At 47.4% G+C, this 14,286-nt stretch carries 8 protein-coding genes; all 8 read right to left on the reverse strand.

What is annotated here, in order from left to right:
* Positions 1-402: 402 nt before the first annotated feature.
* Positions 403-813: a hypothetical protein gene (locus METBU_RS0116020; protein WP_017841588.1), complete on the reverse strand. Its 411-nt coding sequence runs from the start codon at positions 811-813 to the stop codon at positions 403-405.
* 21 nt (positions 814-834) lie between these two features.
* Positions 835-1,911 (reverse strand): metallophosphoesterase, encoded by a 1,077-nt coding sequence (locus tag METBU_RS0116025; RefSeq protein ID WP_014150234.1) that lies wholly within the window; start codon positions 1,909-1,911, stop codon positions 835-837.
* A gap of 14 nt (positions 1,912-1,925) precedes the next feature.
* Entirely contained in the window at positions 1,926-3,140 is a 1,215-nt protein-coding gene (locus tag METBU_RS0116030; protein ID WP_017841589.1) for a cytochrome-c peroxidase, read from the reverse strand.
* Positions 3,141-3,229: 89 nt separating this feature from the next.
* Positions 3,230-5,488 carry a sensor domain-containing protein gene (locus METBU_RS24390; RefSeq protein WP_017841590.1) on the reverse strand — a complete coding sequence of 753 codons (2,259 nt, stop codon included), beginning with the start codon at positions 5,486-5,488 and terminating at the stop codon, positions 3,230-3,232.
* A 13-nt stretch (positions 5,489-5,501) separates the two neighbouring features.
* Positions 5,502-8,777, reverse strand: a complete 3,276-nt coding sequence (locus METBU_RS0116040; RefSeq protein WP_017841591.1) for a chemotaxis protein CheB — start codon at positions 8,775-8,777, stop codon at positions 5,502-5,504.
* 162 nt (positions 8,778-8,939) lie between these two features.
* The gene (locus tag METBU_RS0116045; protein ID WP_017841592.1) at positions 8,940-10,652 is read right to left on the reverse strand and encodes an EAL domain-containing response regulator; all 1,713 of its coding nucleotides are present in this window, start codon (positions 10,650-10,652) and stop codon (positions 8,940-8,942) included.
* 154 nt (positions 10,653-10,806) lie between these two features.
* On the reverse strand, positions 10,807-11,652 hold the full coding sequence (locus METBU_RS0116050) for a CheR family methyltransferase (RefSeq protein WP_017841593.1): 846 nt from the start codon (positions 11,650-11,652) through the stop codon (positions 10,807-10,809).
* A 17-nt stretch (positions 11,653-11,669) separates the two neighbouring features.
* A complete protein-coding gene (locus METBU_RS25405) occupies positions 11,670-14,282 on the reverse strand; it encodes a methyl-accepting chemotaxis protein (protein ID WP_017841594.1) in 2,613 nt (870 codons plus the stop codon).
* Between the last annotated feature and the right edge of the window lie 4 nt (positions 14,283-14,286).

Here is a 14,286-nt window from a genome sequence, read left to right on the forward strand (position 1 = left end):
CGGCGCTCGACAGAGCAAATGCCGGTTCCGGAGAGGGTGCGGTTGCTCGACCGACAGGCGTCGGCGGCAGGGACAGCCGCCGTCGAGCCTACAGGGACGTATTCACGGCGTCCTGTCGGGCGAGTGACCGTACCCTCCCCACCAGAGAACTTTCATTTGCCGGGGCGATGGCTAGGCCTTCATGAACGTTACTGTGAAAGTTCGCAAATCCGAAGTCCTTATCTAATTTTTCGATATGTAAAAATATGCTGTAATAATGCCCAGCGCCTCGCACTTTCATTTGCTGGGGCGATTGCCAGGCTTTCATGAACGTTCGGAGCGGGTTGAATAACCCGCTCCGCGAGAAAGGCGGCTAAGTTATAGGTTTTTACGAAATTGCGCAAAACCCGAGCATGAAGAAGATCAATGCTTGCCTGGCTCCAGCTTCACGCCGCGCCGTTCGTGCGTCACATAAGCCTGAATGGCGGTCATTTTCGGGTCGTCGGCGTCGAGCGGTTGGCCTTCCAGCGGATTTTTCAGACACCAATTGATCATTTCCCACATCGGCACGACTTTACCTAGCTGTTTTTGAAATTTCGGATAAGTTTCAGGATGCGTGTTCGCGGCATTCGGATGGCACTGTGCGCAGGCGACGCCGTTGGTACCTAATTCAGGACTGGTCCATAGGCCTCGGCCTTGTTGGACGACGCCCATGAATTGTTGTTGCCAGCGTTCCAGATCGGCATCGGTAAATTCATCGGCGGAAGCAATGGGCATTGCGAATGTCAGCGCCAACGGCAGCAACAGGATAGCTTTAATGGGTTTGAGTTTCATGCGGTTCTCCCTGTAGGAATCCTAGAAATGCGTTTGCGGCGGAATGCGTGCGTCTTCGCTTTGATAAGCGCTGTCTTCCGGTTGTTTGGTTTTAGTATTGTAGATCACCGAACGCGCGGTGTTGTTATACAGCGTGTAATGCAGATCGACATTGCCGTTACTGGTATTGATAAACTGCCAACCGGTTGCGTCGCGCTCGAAAAAAGGATCGGCACGGTTCATCGGGACGGTTAATTTCGGTAGATATTGCTCGGCTTGAGCGTAAGACTGCGGATAGGGCCACGGCCATGCGGTGGCCATGACCGAGTTGAAGCTGATGTTGCCGATTTGGTTGTATTGGATTTGATGTACATGGCCATATATAACCGATACCTTATCGAAGGGCTTGAGTAAGGCTTGGATTTCTTCGGCGTCTTCGGTCCAGAAATTCCAGCCTTTGAAGATTTTTTGCAGCGGCGAATGCGATAACACGACGATCGGTGTAGTTTTGGCGACTTTGGATAAATCGGATTTGAGCCAGTTTCTTTGTTCCTCGCCGACCATGAACGGCGATCCGTTCGGATTGTCGAGTCCGGCCATTTCCAGCATACGCTGTTCGTTGCTCGGCCAGCGGTTGAAAGTCCAGTCGTCGTAAGTTCGGATGCTATTCAATACGATGAAATGCACGCCCTTATGATTGAAGCTGTAATATTGCGCGCCGAACAGTTGCTCCCAATAGTCGCCGAGGTCGAGATAATAGTCGTGCTCGCCCATCACATAGTGGACTTTATAGCGCAGTGCCGACATGATTTCGGCGCCGTGATCCAATTCGGCTTTCGTGCCGAGTTGGGCCAGATCCCCGCCGAAAAACACGAAATCGGGCTTCGGTACCAGTAGATTAGTTTCTGCCACTGCGCGAATCAGTCCCCGGTCCCAATTGCGGACGAAACGCGTGCCTTCGATATGCTGAATATGGGCATCGGAAATATAGGCGAACGTGAAGTTTTCGGCCGTGTCGGCAAAAGCCAATTCAATCAGGCTGATCGGTAACGTGCTGCCAAGGGCTGCGGCTCCCGCTGTTTTCAAAAAACTCCGGCGGCTTTTATGGATCGTATTCATCGTTCAAGTCTCCTTCAATTAACCGCTAGAGCCGATTCGGGTTCGGCCGGTTTTTTAGGGCTAGTCAATGCTTTCATGAACTCGACCAAATCGTCGATTTGCGCACCGGTTAAGTTGAGCGGACGTATGCCGCCGCTCAAGAAATCGTTGACGCGCGCGCCGGCATCCGAGACGCCGCCGTTGTTGTAATGCACCATGACTTCGCGCAAGGTTTTCACGCTGCCGTCATGCATGTAGGGCGCGGTTAATTCGACATTGCGTAGCGTTGGCGTCTTGAATGCGCCGATCTTGTTCAATTCGTCGGTGACCGCGAAGCGGCCGAGTTCCGACGATTTCGGATCGGTCAGTACCATGATATCGACGTCTTTACCCTGATATTTCGCCTCGAGGAAGGCTTGCGACAAGGCCGGAATGTCTTGCTCGATAAGATCGATGCCGATACCGATATTGTGAAAGCGGCTGTCGGTGAAGGTCGCATTATCTTGCTCGATCACATGGCAAGAGACGCACCGGCCTTGTCCGATGAATAAGTTGAATCCGCGAATTTGCGCATCGGTCATCGCATCGGTTTCGCCTTTGAAATAGAAACGGTCGAACGGCGAGTTGCCGGTGACAAGAGTACGCTCGAAACTGGCGATCGCTTGTACGACATGATCGATCGTCAGCGCATCACCTGCAACTTCGAAGACGTCTTGAAAAGACTGTTGATAATCCGGATCGCTACGGACGATATCGAGAATCGGGTCGTGATTGGGCAGGCCGTGTTCGACCGGGTTGATTAATGGCTGTTTCGCTTGATTTTCGAGATCGGGTTCGCGCCCGTCCCAAAATTGGGAATGATAAAACGCCGCGTTCAGCACCGTCGGCGCATTGCGTGTGCCGGTTTTGCCGCTGTGGCCGACCGAGACGGGTAGATTGTCGGTAAAGGTTTTGTTTTCGTCATGGCAATTCCCGCAACTGACCGTGCCGTCGATCGAAAAGCGTTTGTCGTGAAAAAGTTTGTCGCCGAGCGCGATCTTGCCCGGTGTTTGCGGATTGTTTTCGGGGATGGGAACCGGCGGTAAACCTAGTAGTTTGTCTTCTTCGGAATAGCGGATTGTAGGAGCGGTCTGAGTCTGCGGAGGGGGAGAAGTAGAAGGCTCGAGCGGGTCGGTTTTCGGTGTCTCGGTCGATTGCTCGCAACCGAACAAAACGGCAATGCCGAGCGTCAATACGAGTGAGTTGCGCATTTCAAGCCTCCAGCGGACAGAAGAACTGATTGGCATTGTAGTTTTTAAAAAGCCTTATCACAAGGCAATTCATGTTATGGACGATAGGTTTAGTCGAACATCGGAAATAAATCGATCAATCCATCGGCGGGAAGCGGTTTGGAATATAAAAAGCCTTGTCCGAAACGGCAGCCCGCTTGCATCAAGTAGGTGGCTTGTTCTTTATTTTCAATGCCTTCGGCAATGATATCCAAACGCATGTGACGGGCAATCGAAATGATGGAGTGGACAATCACTTTATCGTCAGGGTCGTTCAATATGTCACGGACAAAGGAGCGGTCGATCTTGATCGAATTAATCGGAAATTTTTTAAGATACGTTAACGAGGAATAACCCGTGCCGAAATCGTCCAACGATACGGTTATGCCCATTTGCATCAATTGTTGCAAAATGCGTATCACGGCGGACATATGTTGCATCATGACGGTTTCGGTGATTTCGATTTCTAAAAACCTCGCGTCAAGTCCGGTGCTATCCAGGCACTGCCTGATCGAATGGACCAAATCATTTTGCAGAAATTGTCGTGCCGATAGATTGACGCAGATTTTTTTTAATTGCGGTTGATCTTGATCGCGCCAAATCTTGAATTGCTTACAAGCGGACTTTAAAACCCATTCGCCGATTGCAACGATCATACCGGTTTCTTCGGCAATCGGAATGAAGTCATCGGGTGAAATCAGTCCTTTTCTCGGGTGATTCCAGCGTAACAACGCTTCGAAACCGATAATTTGATTCGGTGTTGTTTGTAAATCGATCAAGGGTTGGTAGTATACGATAAACTCATGATTGGGCAGGGCATGATGCAGATCGTTTTCAAGCGTGCTGCGGGTGAGCGCCTCGGAGCGCATATTATCGGAGAAATATTGGTAATTATTGCGTCCCGAAGCTTTTGCGTGATACATCGCGGCATCCGCGTTTTTGATCAATTCATCGACCGAAGAGCCATCCTTCGGAAATAGCGTGAATCCGATACTCGTCGATGTGATGAACTGGTTGCCGGATAAATCGAAAGGTTGCGATAACACATCGAGTATTTTTTTGGCGATCTCGGCGCTATGTAGTGCCGCACTCTGTTCGTCGACGAAATCGGTCAATAAAATAACGAATTCGTCGCCACCGAAACGCGCGACCGTATCGCTTTCTCGCACGCAGCTTTTGAGGCGTTTAGCCACATTTTGCAGCAATAAGTCGCCGGCAAAATGACCGAGGGTATCGTTGAGTATTTTGAAGCGATCCAGATCGAGAAAAAACACCGAAAGCCATAGTTTATGGCGTACCGCTTGAACGATGCCTTGCTTGAGCCGGTCGTTCAATAAAGCGCGATTAGGCAGTTCGGTCAAGGGATCGAAATAAGCCAATTGTTCGATTTGTTTCTCATTGAGTTTGCGTAGCGTGATGTCGGAAAATATGCCGATATAATGACTGACGCGACCGAATTTATCGTTGATGCGGCAAATACTGAGCCATTCGGCGTATAAATCTCCATTTTTTCTACGGTTCCAGATTTCGCCTTGCCAACAGCCTTCTTTGTTGATTTTTTGCCACATATCGCGGTAGAACTCAGGGCTTTGTCGCCCGGAGGAGAGAATTTTCGGCGTTCGGCCGATGACTTCGGCCGGTTTATAGCCCGTTACCGCGGTAAAAGCGAAGTTTATTTTGAGAATGGTCGTATCGGGCGCGGTAATCATGATGCTTTCCTGGCTATGCTCGAACACTTTCGCGGCAAGTTTTAGTTGCTCTTCCATTTTTTTGCGTTCGCCGATAGTAATGATATTGACCAGTAAACAATCATGGTTGAAATCGACACTCGCGCCGGCTTGCTTTTTTATCAGGCGTCCGCTGAGTTCAACGTAAATGGGTTTTTTGTGCATATCGAGCACTCTCAACTCGATTTGCTTTCCCTCCGGCTTTTTATAAAAAGCGTTGTAACGTGCGTTAAAAATACTCAAGTCGTCGGCATGAATAAAAGCGGCAAGAAACTTATCGCGTAATTCGCTATGGCTTTTACCGAGCATTTCTTGCACGGTCTGATTCGACTGCAAAATGCGTCCTTTTTCATCCAGTCTTAAAAAACCTACCGGCGCTAGGTCGAAAAGTGTAATGAAGTCGTTTCTTGAAGCAATGAGTTGTTGCTGCGCTTCTACGAGCTGTTCGTTTTGCATGCGCAGTTCGATTTGATGCACATTCAGCTCGTGAAACAGCGTCTGCAAATCAAGCGGCAAATCCGCATCGAGATGGTTCGGCTCGAAATTGATTAAGGATTCCGCTTCATGTCTTAAATCGTCGATATCCGCTGGATTTTTCTTCATCTTGCGTGCCGGTTTAGTGTCGTTGTTCGCTGAATGCAATCAAAAGCGCTTCTCCGACGTGATCTCCGAGAACCGATGCGTTTATTTTGACGGCTAATTCTTGATTGTCCTTGGTGAGTCTTTGGGTCGATAGCGTTTGCGGGGCCGAACATCCCCGCGTCAATCCGGCGATAAAGCGCAGTACTTGTGTTCTGCCGGATTCGGGCGTTAGGTCCGCGATATTGCGGCCTATGGTTTCTTGCTTGAGCCAACCGTATAAATTCTCGGCGCCTTTATTCCAAGCGGTTATTTTTCCATTAGGGTCCAGTAAAATTAACGATTCTTCGGTATCCATCACGAGCGAAGCAAGGCGCTGAAGGCAACTGACGCAATCGTTTTTGACCGCCGTCATACGTGCACTAATATCGCGCTCGGTCAAGGCGATCAATTCGTTGCCTTGGCTTTCGGAATAAAGTAGCGAAGCCGTAACGGAAACATCGATCAATTTACCGCTTTTGGTGATACGCCGAGTTTCAAATTGCGATACGGCTTCGCCTAGATGATTTTTTTGCTGCAGCTTAGCAGCGATCGAGATGTCGGCAGACGGCATAAGCGATTGAAATTTCATGCCCAGCGCTTCCCGTTCAGTCCATCCGTAGAGTTTTTCGGCGCCGCGGTTCCAGGTGACGATGTTGCCGTCCAAGTCTTGCAACGTGATCGCGTCGTCAGAATAAAGCGCGAAATTGGCTAAGCGTTCGCGTTCCATTTTTTCGCGTATCTTAAGCTCGGTTTCGGTGCGTTTTAGCCGGTCGATATCGATGAAAGTCAGAATGATGCCGGCATAGGCATTGTCGGATATGGCGTAGGGTAAAACACGCAATAGATACCAATCGCCATTGGCGGTTTGCAGTTCCTGTTCGAACGGCGTTTGATTTTCGGACACCTCGTTGACGATTGCATCCAGATTGATATCGAGAATCGAATGCGACAAATGAAAAAAGGGCCGGCCGAGATCGTTGTCTCGGATATGGAATATCGACTCGAGTTGATGAGTAAAGCGCCTGACTTCGAGATTTTCGTCGAGAAATAGTGTCGCGATATTGGTGCTATTGAACAAATTATCCAAGTCGTTATTAAGCAGCGTTAATTCGGTGATCTTGCCTTGATACTCGGCGTTGACGGTATACAATTCTTCATTGACCGATTGCAGCTCTTCGTTGGTGCTTTGCAGTTCTTCGTTGCTGGCTAGCAGTTCTTCATTGGTTGCTTGCAGCTCTTCGTTGGATGTTTCCAACTCCTCTACCGTCGTTTGCAGGTTTTCTCGCGTGAATTGTAATTCCTGCTCCAGGTCATTGATGCGTTGTCGTGCATCCATGTCGACGTCGTAGGATAAAGGTTCGGTCGAGTTCGGCTTATTGGGCTCGGTCGTTTCGCTGATCATGACCGCGAGCAATTTTTCCTGGCTTTTCTTGCCGGGCAGGTTTTTGATGGTTAGCGTGACCGTTCTTAATTGATCATGGTCGTGAATGCGTATATTGGATAAGACGATTTCATTCGTGCCTTTTAACGCTTTATTAATGCCGGTTGCAATGGGTATTGCCAGATCCTTTATGACGATTTTCGTGACGTCGCTGCTGATTTTACCGCTGGGATAGGATAAATAGTCTCTGGCTTCACCGAAGGTATGCGAGATTTCCATGTTTTCGTTAACCAACATTGTAAACGGCAAAATATCCCCTGCAATGCCGTTGACGAAACGCTCTAACGTCCGGTCTTCGGAAAAACGGTTGATGGCCGGGCGGTTGACAGTCGTTGTGAAGGAAGGTTGAAAGCTAGAACCGGTAATTGGGCGCTGTTCCAAAGGTGTCAGCCCGGTTGCTTTGTATTTACCTTTGGAGCGGTATAGTTTGGTTTTAGGACTGACAAAGTCGAAATAATCGACCATATCGCCGATAGTTTCGCTGGTGCCGAGCAGTAGCAAACCGTCCTTGGTCAGCGAAAAATTGAATAATTCTAAGATTTTTTTCTGTAAAACCGGCTGCAGATAAATCAGCACGTTTCTACAACTGATCATATGAATATTGGTGAATGGTGGGTCCTTGATCAGGTTATGCTGGGCAAAAACCACCATTTCTCTAATTTTTTGCGTGACTTGAAAATTATCTTCCTTGCGTGAAAAATATTTGCTCAATAGCTCTGGCGGCACATCGGCGGCAATACTTTCAGGGTACAAACCGGCGCTCGCTTTCTCGATAGCGTTTTGATCGATATCGGTCGCGAATATTTTGATGCGGAAGTAATGTCCGGATTGCTCACGATATTCGGCGAGTAACATCGCCAGCGAATAAGCCTCTTCGCCAGTCGAGCATGCGGTTACCCACAAACGTAGGTCATCTCCTTGCAGTTTTCCGATCGATTCAGGTAGCCATTTTTCATTGAACTCTTGAAAAACGAATTCGTCCCGGAAAAAACATGTCACACCGATCAAAAGCTCTTGATAGAGGGTATTGATTTCTTGCTGGTTCGTTTCCATGAACCGGACATATTCGGTCAAATCGGCAAGTTGATTGATGCTGACCCGTCTCTCGATGCGGCGCATTACAGTACTAGGTTTGTAATAGGTAAAATCGATTTTGCATTTTTCGCGAAGCAGCGCGAAGATGCGGGTAATGCTGGTGCCGCCTTGTGGGATGATGTCCGTTTCCAGGCTGCCGGAATAAGGATGTTTAATGAAGGATAATAACTGCGGAGGCATTTCGTCCGGCGCAAGAATAAAATCGGCAAGCCCGGTCGCGGTTGCGTTGTTCGGCATGCCGGTGAATTTGGCGGATTCTTCGTCTTGAACCATCACCATGCCGCCGTGTTCCTTGATCGCCCGAATGCCGCGAGTGCCATCGCTGCCTGTTCCGGACAAAATAATCGCAATCCCGCGATTTCCTGCATCCTCGGCTAGAGATCGCAAGAAGATATCGACTGGCAGGTTAAGTCCTTCGGTTCGAACTTGTTCCTTGAGCAACAGTTTGCCGTGAAAAATGGTTAGGTTTTGTCGAGGGGGTATCAGGTAAATGTGGTTCTGATTGACTGCCATGCCATCCTCGATCCGATGTACGGGCATTTCGGTATGCTTGGACAGTAATTCAGCCATCAGGCTTTTATAATCGGGCGAAAGATGTTGAACGACGACAAATGCGAGTCCGGAATTGATCGGCATTTTCTTGAAGAATGACTCGATAGCCTCAAGGCCGCCGGCCGAGGCGCCGATGCCGACGATATAAGGCGCCGTAAGTTCGGATGAGGTGCCGTTTTCCATTATTGTATTATTGTTGTTAGGGTTAATCGGTCGGCTAAGACTAACACTTAAGCTGATCAGTGTTAAGAAAAAACGAACAGCCTCTGATTGAATGAGAGCGAGATAGCTCTATTTTTAATCACTACCGAGCGCTTTTCCGATATCAATACACTAAGTATATATTCACGACGCAGCGACAGATCTTAATATTTCGTTCGAAACGAAGTTGCCTTGTATTGGTTTTGAAAACAAATAGCCTTGCCCGTAGCTGCACCCGCTTTGTAAAACCAGTTCGGCTTGTTGTTCAGTTTCAATACCTTCTGCGAGTACTTCGAGATCTAAATTACGCCCGAGGCCTATGATTGCTCGCAGCATATCGGCCTGACGCGATTGTGGAGATTCGATTGTTCGTACGAAGGATTGATCGATTTTTAGCAAGTCAATCGGATAACGCTGAAGATATGCCAATGAAGAATAACCTGTACCGAAATCGTCCATCGACAATGAAAGTCCCATATTCTTTAAATGCGACATGATTCTCAATGTTGCATCTTCATGACAAATCGCAATATTTTCGGTGATTTCGAGATCTAGGCAATGCGGGGGCAAACCGCTGTCATCGAGAGCTCTTTTGACTGATTCTAGTAAGCCGCTCTTATAAAATTGGATGACAGACAAATTTACGGCCACTTTGATCGGTAGTCCGATCTGGTCTAGCCATTGCTTAGCTTGTCGGCAAGACTCTTGAATGACCCAGTTTCCAACAGGGACGATCAAGCCGGTTCTTTCCAATAATGGAATGAATTTTAACGGAGACACAATGCCTAGGGTGGGGTGGTGCCAGCGCAACAAGGCTTCAGCGCCGATAATTTTCCTGCTGGCGATATCGATTTGCGGTTGATATAAGATATGAAATTGTTTGCTAGCCAATGCTCGATGGATGTCGGATTCTAAAAGGTAGCGGTCGTGTAAGCCCGAATTCATTTCCGATGAATAGAAGATTAACGGTTTGACGCCGTAAGTATCCGTATGTTCCAGTGCAATTTCGGCACCGAGCAATAGCTCTTCGCCAGTCGAACCGCCATTCGGGTAAGTGTTTACACCGACCGAGATATCGGCAAATACGATTTGACCATCCAAAGAGAAAGGCTGCGAAAAAATGTCGAGTAAATCGAGCAGCGTTTTTTGCAATACATCGATGCGTATGTTATGGGCAATAACGGCCAAGCAATTGTGACTGATCATATAAGCATCGTCTTTCAACAAACTTGATATACGTTCCGAAACTGTTTTGACTAAGTCTTGGTATAAGCCATTGCCAATGGTAAAACGGCTTTGCGGTAGACGATTCAAACGAAATAGAACCAGAGAAAAGGGCATTTCTTGATTGGTTTTAGCCGATATCATGCGCAAATTTTCTAGTAAATGTTCGCGATTCGGCAAGCCGGTATAATTGTCGTAATTAACTAGACGGTGAATATTGGCTTTGGCTTTGCGCAGTCCATCGCGAATAGAGAATTCCCGTAACTCACGCTCTATAACCGGTAGTAGTCTGGCGAAATCGCCTTTACGAATAAAATCTTGTGCACCGGCCTGCATTGCTTCAATCATTATTTCATCAGTTATCGAGCCGGATACGATAATCAGCGGAATATCTAGCCCCGTCTGATTCAGAATATTCAGAGCAGACATCAAATCGAAGCATGGCATATTATGATCGCACAATACCGCATGCCATTGATTTATTGTCAAGGCTTGTTGAAATGATTCCGGATTATCGACACGTTCGTAATTGAGCTGATAACCGGCGTTGTGAAACTGATAACTCAGTAGTTCGCAATCATCGGCATTATCTTCAACGAACAATAAATTTAATTGCTTAGTTTCGCAATTCATGGTGATGCTCCTTCCTAGTTAGTATGAATATTCTTCTATGCGGTGGAAGCGCTTCAATCGGAGAGGATTCGTTTTTAATAAACTTAAGGGATATGCGATGAGTTAATCTTTTAATAAATCGGATAATAAATCGGAATCCGTGAACGCTTCGTTGTTATAAGGGCTTTCGGTAAATCGAGGGCGATACCATGCGCAAATTACTATGGAAACCATTCAACGATTCGGAATGGCTGATAAATAAATAGCCGCCGGGCCGAAGAAAATGTTGTATTCGTTCGATTAAGCGTTGCTTGGTGGTGACGTCGAAATAAATCATCACATTGCGCAAGAATATAATGTCGAAAGTTCCGAGGTCAGGTAGTTTTTCTATTAAATTAGCCCGTATAAATTTTACACGGCTGCGTAAACCTGCATCGATCAAGAAAAAACCGTCATATTCCCCGTGACCTTTGAGGCAGTGTTTTTTTAACAAAGACTTCGGTATTTTATCGGCGGCAGCGATTGGATACAGGCCCCTCCTTGCTTTATCGAGCATACGCGTAGAAATATCGGTTCCGACAACTTCCCATTGGCTGGTTTTGGCGTGTTCCGATGCTAGTAGTGCTAACGTATAGGATTCTTCTCCACTCGAACTTGCCGCGCTCCAAAAACGCAGACGTTGCCCAGGTTGACAAGTCGGGAAATATTGATCGATCAGAAAATCGAAGTGTTTGTACTCTCTAAAGAAATAAGTCTCATTGGTTGTCAGTAAATCGATTGCGGTTAATGTTTCGTGCTCGAAGCCGGGTTGACCCAGCAGTCGAAAATATTCACTGTAACTCGTAAAACCATAATGGCGTAAGCGTTTTTCGAGGCGACCGCAAACAAGTGCTTTTTTCGAATCGTTCAATACGATACCTGCGCGTTCGTATAAATAATCTCTAATCCATTCGAATTCATAACGTTCGAGCGTCAATGAGCCGTACAAAAATTGATTTCGTTGAAGACTTGTGGCTGACATAATCGACCTGTCCATTTTTAATGATGTATATGTTTCGGAGAGGTTTTGCGCCCCTCGGTTTGAAAGAAAGACATTAACCGGTGCAACTGTTCGATACGTTGCGTCATATCCTTTGCTGTCGCCGCCAATTCCTCGCTGACCGAGACATTTTGCTGAGTGATCGTATTGATTTGGGACATAGTTAAATTGACTTGCTGCACGCCCGAGGATTGTTCGCGTGATGCATCCGCAATCTCTCTTACCAATTCGGAGGTTTTGGCAATGCCTGGAACAATTTCGTCGAGCATTCTCCCGGCGTTTTCGGCGGTTTTGACGCTGTTTTCGGCCAAATCGCCGATTTCCTGAGCGGCGATTTGGCTGTGTTCGGCCAGTTTACGGACTTCTGCCGCGACAACAGCGAAACCTTTACCATGATCTCCCGCTCGGGCTGCTTCGATCGCTGCATTCAAAGCCAGCATGTTGGTTTGATAGGCGATATCATCAATGATGCTGATTTTGTCGGCGATCATTTTCATTGCCGCGATGGTTTGTTTGACGGCTAGCCCGCCTTCGTCGGCTTCATGGGCGGCCTTGCCGGCTGTCGTATCGGTCATTTTTGCGTTTTCGGCGTTTTGGTCGATTCTTCCCGCCATTTGTTCGATACTGGCGCTGGTTTCTTCGACATTGGCTGCTTGTTTGCTTGCCGATTCCGATAACCCTTGGGAGGTCGAAAGAATTTGCTTGGACGCACGGTTTAACAACACGGCGGCATCAACGACCTCGCTGACAGTTTGTCCCAATTTTCGGACGGTATTGTTTGTCGCTGCTCTTAGCTCTTCGAGTTGACCTTTATATCGTTCGTTAATCTGCTGAGTCATGTCGCCTTGCTCCATCGCCATTAATATTCTCTGAACCTGATCGAGCGGATCGATGACGGCATCCATCGTAGCATTGATACCTTCGACAATTTTTCGATAATCACCCTGATGCTTCGATGCATCGGCTCTTGTTTCGAGACGCCCTTCGACGGCGGCTTGGGACAGGATTATTGAGTCGGAGATCAAAGCCTGTACACTCAACACGGCTGCGTTGAGACCTTCTTTGAGCTGATTGAATTCCAAACCGTAATCGGTTTCATCGCGCTCGGGCATTTCACCGCGGCCGAGCTTACCGACAGCATCGACCATTACCGAGACCGGGTGTAGTATGCCTCGCACAATAAACCAGCTCAGCACAGAAAAAAGTGCGAACAAACTCAAAACTATCAATAAGATCGTGTATGTGTGACTGTTGATTTCATATATTCTCGCATTAAGTGCATCGGATAATGCACGATTGAAACTGTCGGAAGCAGTGTAACGGCGTGCAGTCATCGCATCGGTTTGATCAATAAAAGCATTAAGCGATAACAGGGGAGATTTCATATCGATGATTCGATCTTTGACGAGTTGGGTAATTTGCTTTGCATCTTTCGCCAGAGTGTGGCTAATATTGTTGAGTGTGTCATCGTTCACCGAAATTTTAGCGATACTTTCATCTAATAAAGTTTGGTTCTTATGTAGCGCTGCGATGAGCTGTATAAGAGCTGCCTGATCTTCAGGGGAAATGACTTGTCGCTTTAATACATGAGCACTTCGATTTATTAACTGGTTGAATAAATTTGCCGTATCCGGCAGTTGATTGATAGCGACCGTCATCAAGTAATAGGTATCGACTTCAGGGTCTAATGCCAATCCGGATACATCGGCGAGCTTGCGATTGAAAACCGACAGTTTGTCGATTAATCCGGCATTTTGCTCGGCGCCGAATTCTGAAGGTGATTTCGGGGTGTTGCGATATGTAATGCGCTGCCAATCGGATTTGATATCGTCCCAAAAGTGCGTCAAAGCAAAATCGGATAATTCGTTGTCGATGGTATCAATGGTTTTTATTTGATTGTCGATGGCGATGCTAATAGATTCAATACGATCCGATAATCCCTCGGTACCAGACAGCACTCGGCTATTGATGTTTGAATACTGTTGAAGCAATTGCATTAGCTTAATCGTTTCCCGTACATATCGAACGCCTAGTTTTTCCTGTTCGGTGACGTATGTCTCTTGGTTTGCGCGAACGATAAGCATTCCGGTCGGAACTGCGAACATAGTTACTGCCAGAAATACGAGTATGAAAAACTTATGAGACAGTTTGATATTGCTTAAAAAAGTTCTGAGTTTACCGGTTTCGAAAGGATTGGCTATCCGGCCTGCATTGATTTCTTGATAAAGCTTGTCAGCTTCCTCGATTTGCATTCGGGTTGGCTTAAAGCGCAAAGAGCGGTAAGCGACGATCTTGCCGTTATCGTAGACCGGCGCAACATGGGCATCGACCCAATAATAATCGCCGTTTTTGCAACGGTTTTTAATGCGGCCGTTCCAGGTGCGACCGGATGTGATTGTTTTCCAGAGCGACTGAAACGCTTGCGGCGGCATGTCCGGATGGCGGACTATGTTATGGTTTTGTTTCAGCAGTTCCTGTTCGCTGAAGCCGCTTATTTTGACGAATGCCGGGCTGGCGCTGGTAATGACACCATTTAAATCGGTCGTTGAGACCAGTTTGTCCTCTTCGCCGAAATGCACTTCGTTCTGTGTGATCGGTTCATTGTTTCTCATCGAA

The organism is Methylotuvimicrobium buryatense 5G, from assembly GCF_000341735.1.
GTDB lineage: Bacteria > Pseudomonadota > Gammaproteobacteria > Methylococcales > Methylomonadaceae > Methylotuvimicrobium > Methylotuvimicrobium buryatense.